Source organism: Paludibacterium purpuratum (assembly GCF_004363805.1).
In the GTDB taxonomy this organism is placed as follows: domain Bacteria; phylum Pseudomonadota; class Gammaproteobacteria; order Burkholderiales; family Chromobacteriaceae; genus Paludibacterium; species Paludibacterium purpuratum.
The window spans coordinates 197579-214247 of the sequence record NZ_SNZP01000005.1 but is presented as its reverse complement, the minus strand read 5'-3'; the positions used below and the strand labels follow the sequence as shown (position 1 = coordinate 214247).

The following is a 16669-nucleotide window of genomic DNA, read 5'->3' as shown; positions in this document are numbered from 1 at the left end:
TTGTCTTCGGCGGGTCCGTTCTTCATCTCCGCCATAGAAAAAACGGCAGCCAATGGGCTGCCGTTCCTTGTGGCGGTGGAGCTTTGCGCGTTTAGTACGGCCACGCCCAGTTCTTGATCTCCGGCATGTCGTCGCCATGCGTATGGATGTACGACTTGTGTTCGATCAGTTTGTCCTCGAAGGCCTGGCGCACATGAGCGCCGGTGCGGGTCAGTTTTTCCACTCGGTCGATGACGTCGATGGCCAGCGTGTAGCGATCGACGCGGTTCATCACCACCATGTCGAACGGCGTCGTCGTGGTTCCTTCCTCGACGTAGCCACGCACGTGCATGTTTTCCTGGCCGCAGCGACGGTAGGTCAGTCGGTGGATCAGCCACGGGTAGCCATGGAAAGCGAATACGACCGGCTTGTCGGTGGTGAAGATCGACTCATACTCGTGGTCGTCCAGACCGTGTGGGTGCTCGCTCTTCGGTTGCAACGTCATCAGGTCGACCACGTTGACGAAGCGCACCTTCAGATCCGGGAAATGCTGGCGCAACAGGTCGGTGGCCGCCAGGGCTTCCATGGTCGGCACGTCGCCGGCGCAGGCGATGACCACGTCCGGCTCGACGCCGGCATCGGTCGAGGCCCAATCCCATATCCCCACACCCTTGGTGCAGTGCTTGATCGCCTGATCGATGGTCAGATATTGCAGCGCAGGCTGTTTACCGGCCACAACCACGTTGACGTGGTGGCGCGAACGCAGGCAGTGATCGGTGGTGACCAGCAGCATGTTGGCGTCCGCCGGCAGGTAGACGCGGATCACTTCGGCGCGCTTGTTGACCACGTGATCGAGGAAGCCCGGATCCTGATGGCTGAAGCCGTTGTGATCCTGACGCCAGACGTGGCTGGTCAGCAGGTAGTTCAACGACGGCAGCGGACGGCGCCAGGGGATGTCCAGCGTGGTTTTCAGCCATTTGGCGTGCTGGTTGAACATCGAGTCGATGACGTGGATGAAGGCTTCATAGCAACTGAAGAAACCGTGACGGCCGGTGAGTAGATAGCCTTCGAGCCAGCCTTGGCAGGTGTGCTCGGAGAGAATTTCCATCACTCGACCATCGGTGGACAGGTGGTCGTTGGTTTCGTCTTCCGGCTTGTAGTCGGCCAGCCAGACTTTGGCGCTGGCGTCCAGCACGTCGCCCCAACGGTTGGAGGCGGTTTCGTCCGGGCCGAAGATGCGGAAGTTCTGGGCGTCCATGTTGTCGCGCATCACGTCGCGCAGGAATTTGCCCATCACGCGTGTGGCCTCGGCGACTTTATTCCCCGGCTTGTCGAACGCGACGGCGTAGTCGCGGAAGTCCGGCATCTTCAGGTCGCGCGACACCAGTCCGTGTACATGCGGGTTGGCGCTCATGCGCAGTTCGCCGCGCGGCGCCAGCGCAGCCAGATCCGGGCGTAGCTCGCCGGATTCGGTGAATAGTTCGTCCGGCTGGTAGCTCTTGAGCCAGGTTTCCAGCGCGGCGATGTGCCCTGGGGTCATGTCGGAGAACGGTACCTGGTGGCTGCGCCAGTAACCCTCTACCTTCTTGCCGTCGATTTCCTTCGGGCCGGTCCAACCCTTTGGCGTTTTGAGGATGATCATTGGCCATTTCGGTCGCGACAAGGGGCGGCCGGACTTCTCTTCGCGCAGCGCACGTGCCTTGATCGAAGCGATCTCATCCATCACGGTGTCGAGCGTGGCGGCCATCTTGCGGTGGATGGCGGCGAAGTCGTCCGGATCTTTGCCAATCTCGACATAGTGCGGCTTGTAACCGTAACCCTCGAACAGCTTGGTCAACTCGTCGGTGGACAGACGTGCCAAAACGGTCGGGTTGGCGATTTTGTAGCCGTTGAGGTGCAGGATCGGCAGCACCACGCCGTCGCGCAGCGGGTTGAGGAATTTGTTGGAATGCCAACTGGTGGCAAGCGGACCGGTCTCCGCTTCGCCGTCGCCAACCACGCAGGCGGCGACCAACTCGGGATTGTCGAAGACCGCGCCGTAGGCGTGCGAGACCGAGTAGCCCAATTCACCGCCTTCATGCATCGAGCCCGGTGTTTCCGGTGCCACGTGCGAAGGAATGCCGCCCGGGAAAGAGAATTGCTTGCACAGTTTGCGCAGGCCTTCATAGTCTTGCGAAACGTTCGGATAGATTTCGGAGTAGGAACCTTCCAGCCAACTATTGGCGACCAGACCTGGACCACCGTGCCCCGGGCCGGTGATATAGATCATCGGTTGTTTGCGGGCGTTAATGACACGGTTGAGGTGGACGTAGATGAAGTTCAACCCGGGAGTGGTTCCCCAATGGCCCATCAGACGCGGCTTGATGTGCTCGCGTTGCAATGGTTGTCTGAGCAGCGGGTTGTCCAGAAGGTAGATCTGGCCGACGGAGAGGTAGTTGGCTGCACGCCAGTAGGCATGCATTTTATCCATCAGGGATTTGCCGAGTTGTGCCATGGAGAGTCCCGATAATTGTGCTAGAAGGCCTACGCGTCGCGACGGTAGAGTGAAAATGCAGTATAGGACGGTCGATATATCTTTATATGATGCAAATCAAATAGGCGGACATATCTTCACGTAGAAATAATAACGTGAGCGAGAAAAACGCCGGCAAAGTTGTCTTTTTGGCGGCGTTGTGTGTTTAGGAGTGTATTGAAATGGGTTTTTGTTGGCTATTTTCTTGTGTGGCCATCAAAAAATTTGAAATTTCTTTCACTTGGCGGGCGAAGAAAGTGCTTTTTTCAACGAAGCCTCGCTGACTTCGCCAACCCAGCGTTGCAAAATCGCCCCATTTTTGTCGATAAGTAGGGTGAATGGCACGCTGATGGCCGGATTGCCAAGTTGTGGTAGTAAATCTGTCGTGTTTTCGTCGCCAAGCCAGATCGGGTAGTTGATTTTTTGCTGTTGGATGAATTGTTGAACCGGTTTTTTTTCATCCAAAGCGATGCCGACCACCTCGACGTTGCGTCCTCGCCATTTCTGCCGCATGGCGTTCAGCATGGGCATTTCCTTGCGGCAGGGGCCGCACCATGTCCCCCAGAAGTTGACCAGCACGGTCTTGCCGCGTAGGTCAGTCAGATGAACCTGGCGGCCGGCCAAGTCGGTGAACGCGGCTTGATCGAGCGGTCCGGCCAGGGCGAAGTTGGCGAGCAAGGCAAGACTGCAGGCGAGTAAACGGGCGGGGGAGAGGCGCTGCGGATGGGGCATGGGGTTCTCTATGCGGATGATCACGGTGCGGACGCCGGCGAGCGGGCCGCGCTTGGTGCTAAAATGACATTCGTTTGAGGCATGCGTTCAATCATAGCGTGGCAAAAAGGGGCATGCGAGCGTGTCATGCCGATTTGTCATGCGGTTAGGGTTGAATATCCAGGGGTCGCCCCCAACACACTGCTATCGTATTTCTTCCTTTAGGAGGGCTTTATGCCCGTACCACACCTGTCGAACGTGCAAAACGGACCCTTGCTTGAGCTCGAACGCCGCATTCTGGAGGCGCAGCCGCAAATCGAGCACTGGTTCCGTAGTCAATGGTGTGCGCATGCGACGCCGTTCTACGGCTCGGTCGATTTGCGCAATAGCGGCTTTAAGCTGGCGCCGGTCGATATGAATATGTTCCCTGGCGGCTTCAACAATCTGAATACCGATATGACGCCGTTGGCCGTACAAGCGGCGATGAGCGCGGTGGACAAGGTCTGCCCCGAAGCCAAGAGCGTGTTGCTGATCCCGGAAAACCACACACGCAATACCTACTATCTGCAAAATGTCGCCGCGCTGGTGCGGATTTTCGAACTGGCGGGTCTCAAGGTGCGCTTGGGGACGCTGAACCCCGAAATTACCGAGGCCACCGAGTTGACCGCCGCCAACGGCGCACCGGTACGCCTGGAGCCGGTCGAGCGCCGGGGTAATCGCCTGGTGCTGGCCGACGGTTTCAATCCTTGCATGGTGCTGCTGAACAACGATCTGTCCGGCGGCATTCCGCCGCTATTGCAGAATATCGAGCAGAATTTGATGCCGCCCTTGCATGCGGGCTGGGCGGTGCGTCGCAAGTCGCATCATTTCCAGGCGTACGACGAGGTTGCACAAGACTTTGCTCAACTGATTTCCATCGACCCCTGGCTGATCAATCCGCTGTTTGCCAGCGCCGGCGGGCTCGACTTCCAGTCGCGTCAGGGCGAGCAGATGCTGGCCGATACGGTGTCCGATCTGCTGACTCGTATCCGGGTGAAATACCGCGAACAGGGCATCGAGCATGATCCGTTCGTCATCGTTAAAGCGGATGCCGGTACGTATGGTATGGGGGTCATGAGCGTCAAGTCGCCGGAGGAGGTGATCGGCCTGAACCGCAAGGCGCGCAACAAGATGTCGGTGGTCAAGGAGGGCTTGGCCGTTTCCGAAGTGATCGTGCAGGAAGGTGTCTATACTTTCGAGACGGTCGAGGAGGCTGTGGCCGAGCCGGTGGTCTATATGATGGATCGCTACGTGATCGGCGGCTTCTACCGGGTGCACACCGGTCGTGGGGTCGACGAGAACCTTAACGCGCCGGGCATGCACTTTGTGCCGTTGTCGTTCGAAACGGCCTGCCTGCCGGATCGCCAAGGCAACCCGGACTGTCCGCAGAACCGATTCTACTCTTACGGGGTGATTGCCCGTTTGGCGCTGTTGGCCGGCGCGCGGGAACTCGAAGCCACGGATCCCGATTACGAATAATAAGGAGGCACGATGAGAGTCCTGTTTATTGCCGACCCGCTGCAGTCGTTCAAGATCTACAAGGACACGACCTTTGCCATGATGCAGGAGGCCGCGCGCCGCGGGCACGCGCTGTCCGTGGCTCAGGCGCGGGATCTGGCGCTTGAGGGGGGACGCATCATGGTCGACGCGACGAATCTGACGCTGACCGGCGAGCAGGACCCCTGGTATCGGTTGGGCGATTGCTACCGCCAACCGCTGGCCGGCTTCAACGCTGTGGTGATGCGCAAGGATCCGCCGTTCGATTTGGAGTATCTGTACGCCTCGCAGTTATTTTCGCTGGCCGAGCAACAGGGAAGCCGGGTGTTCACCAGCGGGCAGGCGCTACGGGATTTCAACGAGAAGCTGGCGATTCTGCAGTTTCCCGATTTGATCGCGCCAACCATGGTCACCTGCGATATCGGGCGGTTGCACGCCTTTGTGAATCAGCATTTCGACGCGATCGTCAAACCGCTGGATGGCATGGGTGGGGATAGTATCTTCCGTCTGCGGCCGGATGACGCCAATCTCAACGTGATTCTGGAGACCATCACCCAGCGCGGGGCGCGTACGGTGATGATCCAGCGCTATATTCCGGAAATCCGCAACGGCGACAAGCGGGTGTTGGTGATCGACGGCAAGCCGGTGGATTACTGCCTGGCGCGTATCCCGAAAGCCGGGGAGACCCGAGGCAATCTGGCGGCCGGCGGCCGTGGCGAGGCGCGCGAGCTGACGGCACGCGATCGCGAAATCGCCGAGACGGTCGGCCCCGTGCTCAAGCGGCGCGGCATCCTGCTGGCCGGTCTGGATGTGATCGGCGATTATCTGACGGAAATCAACGTGACCAGCCCCACCTGCTTCCGCGAGATCATGGATCAGACCGGTCTGAACGTGGCCGGTCTGTACATTGATGCGTTGGAACGAGAATTGGCGCACCACTGATGAATATGCAAGATGGCGTACCGCCGCGCGAGAGCCCGTACAAGGGCAAGACAGGCCTGGTGCGGTTGATCAATGCGCTGGGCTATTCCTTCGATGGCCTGCGCGCAGCCTTTCGTCACGAGGATGCTTTCCGCCAATTGGTCTTGCTGGCGGCGGTGTTGATTCCGTTGGCCTTCTTCGTGCACGCTGCGCCGTTGGCGCGGGCCATGTTGGTCGGTAGTTCGCTGGCGACGTTGATCATCGAGCTGTTGAACTCGGCGATCGAGGCCGCGGTGGATCATACTTCGCTCGAGCGCCATCCCCTGGCCAAGCGCGCTAAGGACATGGGGAGCGCGGCGCAGTTGCTCGGCCTGATCAATCTGGCGGTGGTGTGGGCGATCGTGCTGTTCGGCTGAGTTCGGCGGGCCAGGATGCAAAAAAGCCAGTTCATCGCTGAACTGGCTTTTTTTGACCGGCGATGCCGGATTACTCCTTCGGTTCCGGCGGGGCGATGACTTCGCTGAAACCGCACTCCTTCTGTGGGCAAACCTTTTCCGTACCGCGACGCTTGGTGGTCTTGATGGTCAGAATCGGCCAGCCGCACTTCGGGCAGGGTTCCGCCACCGGCGGGTTCCAGGTGGCGTACTTGCACTTCGGATAGGTGTTGCAGCTGTAGAACAGCTTGCCGTAACGGCTCTTGCGTTCTATCAGCGTGCCGGTCTTGCATTCCGGGCACTGTACGCCGGTATCGCGCGGTTTTTCCAACGGTTCGATGTGCTTGCACTTCGGATAGTTGGCGCAACCGATGAACTTGCCGTAAGGCCCCTTCTTGATCACCAGTTGGCCGCCGTCATCCGGGCAGACGCGGCCTTCGACGATTTCCGGCTCGTCCGGCTCGGCCGCTTGTTCCGCGGTTTCGTTCATGTTGCGGGTGTAATCGCAATCCGGATAGCCGGAACAGCCGACGAAACGGCCGCGTTTACCGAAACGTATCATCAGGGGCTTGCCGCACTTGGGGCACGCCTCGTCCAGGCTCTCGGTGGTGACCTCGGCGCGTGAAATGGTCTCTTTCTCGGCAATTTGCTTGGAGAAGCCTTGCCAGAACGTTTCCATCACCGGGATCCAGGTGCGCTGGCCGCCGGCGATTTCGTCGAGCTGGTCTTCGAGCTTGGCGGTGAAGTTGTAGTCGACGTACTGGGCGAAATGCTCGGTCAGGAACTTGTTGACGATCTCGCCGGTGTCGGTCGGCATGAAGCGCTTCTTGTCCAGCGTGACGTACTCGCGGTCCTTCAGCGTGAAGATGATGCTGGCGTAGGTCGACGGCCGGCCGATGCCGAACTCTTCCAGGGCCTTGACCAGACTGGCTTCGGAGAAGCGCGGCGGCGGCTGGGTGAAGTGCTGTTCGCCGTAGAGTTTGTCGATCGGCAGCGTTTCGCCGGTCTCCAATAGCGGCAACTTGGCGTTGTCTTCATCCTCGGCATCGTCGACGTCTTCTTCGTATACGGCGAGGAAGCCGGCGAAAACCTGCACTTGGCCCGTTGCGCGGAAAGTACCGGGACCGACGGCGATGTCGACGCTGGTCGTGTCGAATTTAGCCGGCGCCATTTGGCAGGCCAGCGTGCGTTTCCAGATCAGGTCGTAGAGCTTGAACTGGTCGGCGGTCAAGAACGGTTTGACCGACTCCGGCGTGCGCAGGATCGAGGTCGGACGAATCGCTTCGTGCGCTTCTTGCGCGTTCTTCGATTTGTTTTTGTAGGTGACCGGTTGCTTCGGCAGGAAATCGGCGTCGAAGTTGGCGGTGATGTAGTCGCGGATTTCGGCGACCGCCTCGTTGGCCAACACGACGGCATCGGTACGCATGTAGGTGATCAGACCGACGGTGCCCTGGCCGATGTCGACCCCTTCGTACAGCTGCTGCGCGGTGCGCATGGTGCGGTCGGTGGTCATGCCGAGCTTGCGCACGCCTTCCTGTTGCAGCGTCGAGGTGGTGAACGGCGCGGTCGGGTTGCGGGTCTTCTTTTTCTTTTCGATATTGCCGACTACCGCCGGGTGGTCGATCAACTGCGCCAACGCGTCTTGATGGCTGACATCGTTGGCGATGTCGAACTGGTCGAGCTTCTTGCCGGCTAGTTCGATGAGCCGGGCACGGAACTTCTGCCGGCCCTTGTGGCTGTCGAGATGGAGGCTCCAGTATTCCTGCGCCACGAAGGCGCGGATCTCGTTCTCGCGCTCGCAGATCAGCCTCAGCGCCGGACTTTGCACCCGGCCAGCCGATAGCCCGCGGCGGATCTTCTTCCACAGCAATGGCGACAGGTTGAAGCCCACCAGGTAGTCGAGTGCGCGGCGGGTCTGCTGGGCATCGACCAGCGACTGCGAGACTTCGCGCGGGTTTTCGATCGCTTCCAGCACGGCGTTGCGGGTAATTTCGTGGAACACCACCCGTTTGGCAATTTTCCCCTTCAACAGCTTTTTGCCGTCGAGGATTTGTACCAGGTGCCAGGAGATGGCTTCGCCTTCGCGGTCCGGGTCAGTTGCCAGGTAGATGTTGTCGGCTTCCGCTACCGCTTTGACGATGGCGTCGACATGCTTGGCGTTCTTCGGAATGAGTTGATACTTCATCGCGAAGTTCTTGGCCGGGTCGACTGCACCGTTTTTCGGTACCAGATCCCGCACGTGACCGTACGATGCCAGGACTTCGAAGTCCGGGCCCAGGTATTTTTTCAGCGTTTTCGCCTTGGATGGCGATTCGACGATCAAAAGGCTCGAAGGCATGTTCGTATTCTTCAGTTAGTCGGCCGTATGGTCGTTGGCCCAGAGTGCTCAATATGCGATTATCAAAAATAAAACAAGAGCGCCGTCTTGCGCTCTTGGATACGGTCTGTGGGGCATGGCCGCGAAAGCCGGCGATGGTATGCCGACCAAGCCCGCTTGACAAGTTATTGCATGGTGGGCTCACCATGCACCGCATCCAGGAGTTCCTCTCCAAGCAGAATAGGCAATTCCGCCTTCTGCACCCACAACACCATCAGCGCGACGAGTTTGGCAGATGGTACCGTGATTTCGTCGTCCGCGAGCGCGAGCAGGCGGTCGATGACCATTTCCCGCCGAGCGCCACCCAACGCGCCATGATCCTCCAGGAACTGTAGCAGGCCACGCACTTCGACGGACAGTCGTTTTTGTTCGATGTCGCTGTAGATGCGCATGCCGGTGGCATTATCGGCGGCGGCAAAGGCGCCGTCCGAGAAGTGGCAAAGGCTATCGAGCCAGTCGAGCGCGTCCTGGATTTCCTCGTCGTCGAAACCGGCAGCCGCCAACTGGTGCGTCAGCAGTTTGCGATCGTCGAAAGACTCCGGGTCGCGGTACTGTTCAAAGAGATAGGCGAGAACATCAAACATGGTGCAACTTTACTTTTATAGAGGCGATTCGACCGGCGGCGGGTCGATGCGCTGGAAACGACCTCCGGGCAGGGACGCGACTCGGCCTTCCAGTTCAAGCTGCAAGAGGATCGCGTAAAGCTCCGCCACAGTCAACCCGAGTCTTGCGACCAGTTCGTCCAGGGTGACCGTATCGGCGCCGATTGCGTCGAGCAGCGGATGGCCGCCCAAGTCCGGCGCCTTGGGCGTGTAGGGCGTTGCCGATAGGCGTCCGACCTGATCGAGAACGTCGTTGACGGTTTCGATCAATGCCGCACCGTCTTTGATCAGGCGGTGGCAGCCGCGTGCGCGCGCATGGTGGATGGCACCAGGGATCGCCATGACGTCGCGTCCGGCGTCGAGGGCTTGCCGGGCGGTGATCAGCGACCCGGATTCGACACTGGCCTCGACCACTAGGCAGGCGGCGCTCAGGCCGGCGATGATGCGATTGCGGCGCGGGAAGTGTTGCGCCAGTGGCCCTGCCCCGAGCGGAAATTCCGATAGCACCAAGCCGTTGCATGCCAGCTGCCGGGCCAGATCCCGGTGGCTGGCGGGATAGACTCGGTCGATACCGGTGCCGATCACCGCCACGCTGGATGCGGGGTAAGGCAGGGCGCCGCGGTGCGCCGCGCCGTCGATACCGCTGGCGAGTCCGCTGACGATGGTGTAGCCGTGCTCCGCCAGCGCCGCCGCGAAGTCGTGTGCGGTGGCGCAACCTTGCGGTCCGGCACTGCGGCTACCGACGATGGCCAGCATGGGACTGGCGAGCAAGTCGCGCCGGCCCAGGCCGAACAGCAGAACCGGCGGGGACGGTGCTTGTGCCAAAGCCAACGGGTAGTCGGCATCTTGCAAGGTGAGCAGGAAGGCGCCGGGTGTGTGCGCCCAGGCCAGTGCCTGCTCGACGGCAGGCATCGCTATGCACTGCTGCAAGGCCTGGGCCGCGGCGGGGCGGATATGGCGGCGCAAGGCGGCAGGCTCCGCCCGGCGCGCGGCGCCGATGCTGCCGAATGCCTGGATCAGGGCCAGTATCCCGGCCGAGCCCAGGCCGGGCGTCAGGGCCGCCAGCAACCAGTCCTGGAGCGACGAGTCTGAGGGGTGGGTCATGATTGCCTCGCAGTGTGCGGCGAATGTCGGGATATAATGTAGATCGACGATGATTCAAACCTGCCGCCCCGCTTCCCGGGTGTGGCGAAGCAACGAATGGAGACTGTAAGCCAGATGGCGCTACTCAATATCCTGCATTACCCGGATGAACGCCTGCACAAAGTGGCCAAGCCGATTGAAGCGGTGGATGACGAGGTTTTGCAGCTGATCGATGATATGGTCGAGACCATGTACGCGTCCAAGGGCGTCGGTCTGGCCGCGACCCAGGTCAATGTGCACCGCCGGCTGGTGGTGATCGATGTTTCGGAGGAGCGCGACGGCGCCACCGCCTTCGTCAATCCGGTCATCATCGCGAAAAGCGGTGAAACCGAATACGAGGAAGGATGCCTTTCGGTGCCCGGCATTTACGAAACCGTCCGCCGTGCCGAGCATGTCAAGGTGCGTGCCCTGGGACGCGACGGCAAGCCTTTCGAGCTGGAAGCAGAGGGCCTGCTAGCCATTTGCCTGCAGCACGAGATCGATCATCTCGATGGCAAGGTGTTCGTCGAGTATCTGTCGTCGCTTAAGCAGAACCGCATCCGCACCAAGATGAAAAAGCTGGAAAAGCGCACGCTGTAACCGCCTCCCCGCAGGAACGCCCATGAAACTGATTTTTGCCGGTACGCCGGATTTTGCCGCTTGTGCGCTGGAAGCGCTGATCGCCGCCGGACATGACATTCCGCTGGTGCTGACCCAACCGGATCGGCCGGCCGGCCGCGGTATGAAGCTCAAACCCAGCGCGGTCAAGACCGTTGCCATGCAGCACGGGCTGCGCGTCGAGCAGCCGCCGACCCTGAAGACGCCGGAAGCGCAGGCGATGATCCGCGAGATCGGGGCCGAGGTCATGGTGGTGGCGGCCTATGGCCTGATTCTGCCGCAGTCGGTGCTGGATATGCCCGCACGCGGCTGTCTGAATATCCACGGTTCGCTGTTGCCTGCCTGGCGGGGGGCGGCGCCGGTGCAGCGCGCCATCCAGGCCGGCGACCGGCAAACCGGTATCACCATCATGCAGATGGATGCCGGGCTGGATACTGGGGCCATGTTGACTCGACACCCGCTCGAGATTGACGCGCTGGAGACCAGTGGCACGCTGTTTGCCCGTCTGACCCGCTTGGGTGCCGAGGCGATCGTCGCGACGCTGTCGCAGTTGGACGCATTGACGCCACAGGCGCAGCCGACCGAAGGTGTCAGCTATGCCCACAAAATCAGCAAGCAGGAAGCGCTGATCGACTGGTCGGCATCCGCCGACGCGATTGCGCGCATGATTCGCGCTTTTAATCCAGCACCGGGCGCCCATACCTTGCTCAATGGCGAACCTCTGAAGCTGTGGATGGCCGAAGCGTTGTCGGGTACAGCCGAACCGGGGCTGATAGTGCGGGCCGATACGGACGGGATTCTGGTCGGCTGCGGTGCAGGGCTGGTGTGCCTGAGCGAATTGCAGGCACCGGGTGCGCGACGTTTGCCGGTGCGCGATTTCCTCGCCGGCCATGCCGGTCTGACGGGAACCCATCTGGGATAGAACACTCCAACGTAAAATTTAGTTACGGAGGAAATACGGGCAATGAATAACTGGCTGAAAACCACAGTCTTGATGGCGGCGATCATTGCCCTGTTCGGCGTGATCGGCGGCATGATCGGCGGCAAGAGCGGCATGTTGCTGGCGTTGTTGTTCGGCGGCGCCATGAATCTGTTCGCTTATTGGAACTCCGACAAAATGGTGTTGCGTATGTACAACGCTCAGGAGGTCGATCAACAGACGGCGCCGGAGTTCTATTCGCTGGTGGCCGAATTGGCTCAGCGTGCCGGTTTGCCGATGCCCAGGGTCTACGTCATTCACGAAGAACAGCCGAACGCCTTCGCGACTGGGCGAAACCCGGAAAACGCCGCCGTCGCAGCCACGACCGGCATCATCCGCATGTTGGATCGGCGCGAGCTGCGCGGCGTGATGGCGCACGAGCTGGCGCACGTGCAGCACCGCGATATCCTGATCTCGACCATTAGCGCGACCATGGCCGGCGCCATTTCCGCCCTGGCCAATTTCGCCCTGTTCTTCGGCGGGCGCGACGAGAACGGTCGGCCGGTCAATCCGCTTGCCGGCATCCTGCTTGCTCTCTTGGCGCCGCTGGCCGCCAGCATGATCCAGATGGCGATTTCGCGTTCGCGCGAGTTCGACGCCGACCGAGGTGGGGCCCAGATTTCCGGCGACCCATTGGCGCTCGCTTCCGCGTTGCGCAAAATAGAGTATTATGCGCAGGGCTTACCGTTCCCCGCCGCCGAAGCACATCCGGCGACGGCGCAGATGATGATCATCAATCCGTTGGCGGGAGGCGGTATCGGCGATCTGTTTCGCACGCACCCGCGTACCGAGGAGCGTATCGCTCGTCTGACGGACATGGCACGTGGCGTGAGCTAAGCGATTCGATCGCCGGGGGGCGATCCCCGGCGGCGCCGTAAAACGGCGTGAACAGGCTCTGATGGGCCGCATTCGGGCCACAGCAAGGTTTCCCCGGCTGTGGCCCGACTATTTGAAGAAGGTCTATGCATCGCATTCAGGAACTGGCCGCCTTGACGGTCGAACAGGTCGCCGACGGCAAAAACCTCACCGAGGCGCTGGCGGCCCGTTGGCGCTCTGCGCCGAATCTGACGTCGCAGGAGCGCGGTGCGATCCAGGATATCGCCTTCGGGGTGATGCGGCACTGGGCCGAACTACGGCTGGTGCTGCGCCAACTGGTGCCCAATACGATTCCGCTGCCTTTTCTCGAGCATCTGTTGATCGTCGCGCTCTATCAGCTCTACTACAGTCGGACAGCTCAATACGCCATCGTCAACGAAGCCGTGCATCTCGCCGGCATGCAAGCGCGAGGCCGCTTCAAAGGCCTGGTCAACGGTGTGCTCCGCAATGCTTTACGTCGTCGCGAGGCGTTGATGCAAGCGGTGGCGGAGAACGACGAGGCACGCTGCAACCATCCCGCTTGGTGGCTAAAGGCACTGCAACAACACTACCCGGCCGATTGGCAGGCCATTGTCGCGGCCGATAACAACCACCCGCCGATGACCTTGCGTATCAATCGTCGTTTGACCGATATGCCGACCTTCCTGGCGCGGCTGGCCGAAGCGGGTATCGAGGCCGAGGCTCTGGACGAGGTCGCAGTGCGGCTGGCGCGGCCAATGTCGGTGCGCGAGCTGCCGGGATTCTCCGAGGGGGTTGTGTCGGTGCAGGACTGGGGGGCGCAACAGGCGGCTGTTCGGTTGGATCTGCAGGCCGGCATGCGCGTTCTGGACGCCTGCGCCGCCCCGGGCGGCAAGAGCTGCCACATGCTTGAACAGGCCGACCTGGCGCTGACGGCATTGGACATCGATGGCGAACGGCTGGCACGGGTGAGCGAAAACCTCGACCGCCTTGGCTTGCAAGCCACGCTGCTGACCGGCGATGCCTCCCATCCGCAGGATTGGTGGGATGGTAAGCCGTTCGATCGTATTTTGGCCGATGTGCCGTGCAGCGCTTCGGGCGTGGTACGGCGACATCCGGACATCCGTTGGTTGCGCCGACCGGAGGATTTTGCCTCGTTTGCGCGCCAGCAGGCACGGATGCTGGATGCACTTTGGCCTTTACTCGCGCCGTCCGGTAAAATGCTTTACGCTACGTGCTCGATTTATCCAGAAGAAAACTCGCAGCAATTGTTGGCCTTCTTGCAGCGCCGCGCGGATGCGCATTGCCTGGGTCAAGAACAACTACTGCCTACTGAATGCCATGACGGCTTTTATTACGCGCTGCTTGAGAAACGTTAGCTGGCTGGTGTGCCTGCTGGTTTGTCTATCCCATTTCGCTTGGGCAGACAGCATCAGTGCCCGCCGTGCCGAGGCCGAGCTAGTCGATGGACAGCTCGCCATTAGCACCCGTTTCGGCATCAAGTTGCCTCCCGGTCTCAGCGAGGCGCTCACACAGGGCGTCCCGTTGACTTTCCGGCTCGAATTCGAATTGACCCGGCCGCGCACCACCGCCTATTACCTGAACCTCAGTCAGTGGTTCGCGCCGCACGCCAGCATCATCTTCAAATTGTCCTATCAGCCGTTGACCGACCGCTACCGTGTGACAATCGGTTCGTTCTCCAATTACTACGCCAGTCTGAACGACGCCATGCGCGCCATCGGTGCGATCCAAAGTTGGCGCGTCCTCAATGCCGGCACCTTGTCGGGCGATACGCCCGATCAGGTGGCGGGTCGCGTGCGACTGGTGCTGGACATCAGCGAATTGCCCAAACCCTTTCAGCTCAACGCCCTGGGCTCCGCCGACTGGACACTTGGCTCCAATTGGGTCGCGCTGGACATGAAAGGACGTAGCTGATGCCCTATGCCGTGATCGCCGTCGCATCGGTCGCGGCCATTATGTTGTATCTGCTGGCGATCGCCACGGGCAACGCCAGCCGTCTCGAGGCCTACTACTGGTGGGTGTTCGGCCTGAATACGCTGCTGTTGGCGGCCCTGGTCGGGGTGGTGGGGCGTCAGGTGCTGCGGTTGCGCTCGCGAGTACGTAGTCGGATGTTCGGCGCCAAGCTGACGCAAAAGCTGGTGGTGATGTTCGCATTAGTGGCGCTGGTACCGGGCGTGCTGATTTTTACCATTTCCGCCCAGTTCCTGACCGGCAGTATCGAAAGCTGGTTCGACGTTCGGGTCGAGTCCGCACTTGACCGTGGGCTGGCGCTGGGGCGCAATGCCCTGGGGTTCGTGCTGCAGGACGTCAGTCGCAAGGGGCACGTGGTGCAGGAGAACCTGCAGGGCCTGGACGACGCGGCACTGCCCGGCCGCTTGGATGTCATGCGCGAGCAACTGGCATTACGTCAGATCGCCATCTACGACCGCGACGGTGGCCTAGTGGGCTATTCCGGGACGCCAGGCGTGCGGCGGCCAGTGCCGCCATCGCGCGATGTGCTGCGCTCGATCAGTCCGATGCAATCGGTGGATAGCATCGAAAACGAAAACCAGAGCGGGCTATTGCTGAAAGTACTGCTCGGCTACCGTATGCCGGACGATAGTGTGCGGGTGCTGATGGTGCAGCAAAGCGCGCCGGAGAGCATCGCTCGCGACGCCGATTTGATCGAAAGCGCACGCTCCGACTACCGTGGTCTACTGTTCAATCGGCATGGCCTGAAAACCTTCTACATGCTGACATTGGCGCTGGCCTTTTTGCTGGCGTTGACGCTGGCGCTTGCCTTCGCACTGTTCCTTTCTGAGCGCTTTTCCGCGCCATTGCTGGAATTGGCCGCCGCCACGCGCGCCGTGGCCCAGGGCGACTTCTCGCGGCGCCATCCAGTCTACCGGCGCGACGAATTGGGCATGCTGACCTCGATGTTCAACCGCATGACCCGGCAATTGGACGAGGCGCGCCAGCTGGCGGAAGAAAATCACCGCCAGTTGGAGGCCGGTAAAATCTACCTTGAGAGTATTCTGGCCAATCTATCGGCCGGCGTGATCGCCTTCGACGCAGGATGGGATCTGAGGGCATTCAACATCAGCGCCGCCCGCATTCTGAACGTCGACTTCGACGAGTTGGGCAAACAGCCCTTCCCGATGTGGCCCGAGCAGATTCCCAGTTTGCAGATGTTGGTGGATACGGTACGCACCCAGGCCAGCGATCAGGCGCAGCGCGATTGGCAACTCCAACTCGATTATCCGACGGCGCAGGGCGAACGTGCACTGTTGATCCGCGGTGCGCGCTTGTCGGAGTTCAGCAATGCCGGCTATGTATTGGTCTTCGACGATATTACCGATCTGGCTCGGGCGCAGCGCGATGCCGCTTGGGGTGAAGTGGCCAAACGGCTGGCCCATGAGATTCGCAATCCGCTGACACCGATTCAATTATCGGCGGAACGGCTAGCAATGAAGCTGGCGGATAAACTGGCGCCGGCGGATGCGGAAATACTGCGCCGCGCAACCGATACCATCGTGAATCAGGTTGCGGCGCTAAAGGGGATGGTCGATGCTTTCCGCGATTATGCCCGTTCGCCACGCACCAAATTACAAAAGCTTGATGTAAATGGGGTGATTCGTGAGGTGATGACGCTTTACGAATCCAATCCTGCTGTTAAGATTGACCTTTCCGACGGTCCGCTGATGATCATGGGTGACGCGGCGTTATTGCGGCAGGTTTTGCATAATCTGCTACAAAACGCGCAAGATGCAGTTCTTGACGTCGAAAACCCGATGATTCACATTAGCAGCCGACTAGAAGGAAGAAACGTGTATGTTTGCGTGGAAGACAGCGGTCCCGGTTTTTCGGCCGATATTCTTCCCCGTGCATTCGAACCCTATGTGACCAATAAGTCCAAGGGAACCGGGTTGGGGCTTGCCGTGGTGAAAAAGATCGTAGAGGACCACCAAGGGCAAGTCATTCTCGGGAGTGCCGATCCGCAAGGTGCGCGTATTCTTCTCATCTTGCCAATGCTGGAGGCCTAAG

Annotated in this window: 14 protein-coding genes; 9 read left to right on the top strand and 5 right to left on the bottom strand. The window is 60.5% G+C overall.

What is annotated here, in order from left to right; genetic code table 11:
• Window positions 1–91 precede the first annotated feature (91 nt).
• On the bottom strand, window positions 92–2473 hold the full coding sequence (locus DFP86_RS07970) for a phosphoketolase family protein (RefSeq protein ID WP_133679901.1): 2382 nt from the start codon (window positions 2471–2473) through the stop codon (window positions 92–94).
• Window positions 2474–2728: 255 nt separating this feature from the next.
• Window positions 2729–3223, bottom strand: coding sequence for a TlpA family protein disulfide reductase (locus DFP86_RS07965; RefSeq protein ID WP_133679899.1), 495 nt, complete (start codon window positions 3221–3223; stop codon window positions 2729–2731).
• 213 nt (window positions 3224–3436) lie between these two features.
• Here DFP86_RS07965 and gshA point away from each other — a divergent pair, with 213 nt between their 5' ends.
• Genes gshA through DFP86_RS07950 form a run of 3 tightly spaced genes read left to right on the top strand, consistent with a single transcriptional unit; the run spans window position 3437 to window position 6075 of the window.
• Entirely contained in the window at window positions 3437–4720 is a 1284-nt protein-coding gene (gene gshA / locus DFP86_RS07960) for a glutamate--cysteine ligase (RefSeq protein WP_133679897.1), read from the top strand.
• A 12-nt stretch (window positions 4721–4732) separates the two neighbouring features.
• Window positions 4733–5680 (top strand): glutathione synthase, encoded by a 948-nt coding sequence (gshB, locus tag DFP86_RS07955; protein ID WP_133679895.1) that lies wholly within the window; start codon window positions 4733–4735, stop codon window positions 5678–5680.
• Window positions 5680–6075 carry a diacylglycerol kinase gene (locus tag DFP86_RS07950; protein ID WP_481848695.1) on the top strand — a complete coding sequence of 132 codons (396 nt, stop codon included), beginning with the start codon at window positions 5680–5682 and terminating at the stop codon, window positions 6073–6075. The genes gshB and DFP86_RS07950 overlap by 1 nt, the downstream gene beginning before the upstream one ends.
• Window positions 6076–6145: 70 nt before the next feature.
• Here the strand turns inward: DFP86_RS07950 and topA are convergent, their stop codons facing one another.
• From topA to dprA, 3 genes are all read right to left on the bottom strand, one after another.
• Window positions 6146–8431, bottom strand: a complete 2286-nt coding sequence (topA, locus tag DFP86_RS07945; protein ID WP_133679893.1) for a type I DNA topoisomerase — start codon at window positions 8429–8431, stop codon at window positions 6146–6148.
• A gap of 164 nt (window positions 8432–8595) precedes the next feature.
• Window positions 8596–9054: a Smg family protein gene (locus DFP86_RS07940; RefSeq protein WP_133679891.1), complete on the bottom strand. Its 459-nt coding sequence runs from the start codon at window positions 9052–9054 to the stop codon at window positions 8596–8598.
• Between the two features lie 15 nt (window positions 9055–9069).
• A complete protein-coding gene (gene dprA, locus DFP86_RS07935) occupies window positions 9070–10176 on the bottom strand; it encodes a DNA-processing protein DprA (RefSeq protein WP_133679889.1) in 1107 nt (368 codons plus the stop codon).
• Window positions 10177–10290: 114 nt separating this feature from the next.
• Between dprA and def the strand changes: the two genes are divergently transcribed.
• The 6 genes from def to DFP86_RS07905 all read left to right on the top strand — a co-directional run bounded on the left by def (window position 10291) and on the right by DFP86_RS07905 (window position 16668).
• Complete coding sequence (gene def / locus DFP86_RS07930) at window positions 10291–10794, top strand: peptide deformylase (protein ID WP_208108265.1); 504 nt, start codon at window positions 10291–10293, stop codon at window positions 10792–10794.
• 22 nt (window positions 10795–10816) lie between these two features.
• Window positions 10817–11734, top strand: a complete 918-nt coding sequence (fmt, locus tag DFP86_RS07925; protein ID WP_133679885.1) for a methionyl-tRNA formyltransferase — start codon at window positions 10817–10819, stop codon at window positions 11732–11734.
• Between the two features lie 42 nt (window positions 11735–11776).
• Window positions 11777–12628 carry a zinc metalloprotease HtpX gene (gene htpX, locus DFP86_RS07920; RefSeq protein WP_133679883.1) on the top strand — a complete coding sequence of 284 codons (852 nt, stop codon included), beginning with the start codon at window positions 11777–11779 and terminating at the stop codon, window positions 12626–12628.
• 125 nt (window positions 12629–12753) lie between these two features.
• Complete coding sequence (rsmB, locus tag DFP86_RS07915; RefSeq protein ID WP_133679881.1) at window positions 12754–14004, top strand: 16S rRNA (cytosine(967)-C(5))-methyltransferase RsmB; 1251 nt, start codon at window positions 12754–12756, stop codon at window positions 14002–14004.
• Window positions 13991–14560 carry a DUF4390 domain-containing protein gene (locus DFP86_RS07910; protein ID WP_243729337.1) on the top strand — a complete coding sequence of 190 codons (570 nt, stop codon included), beginning with the start codon at window positions 13991–13993 and terminating at the stop codon, window positions 14558–14560. The genes rsmB and DFP86_RS07910 overlap by 14 nt, the downstream gene beginning before the upstream one ends.
• Complete coding sequence (locus tag DFP86_RS07905) at window positions 14560–16668, top strand: sensor histidine kinase (protein WP_133679879.1); 2109 nt, start codon at window positions 14560–14562, stop codon at window positions 16666–16668. Before DFP86_RS07910 ends, DFP86_RS07905 begins: the two co-directional genes overlap by 1 nt.
• Window position 16669 lies beyond the last annotated feature (1 nt).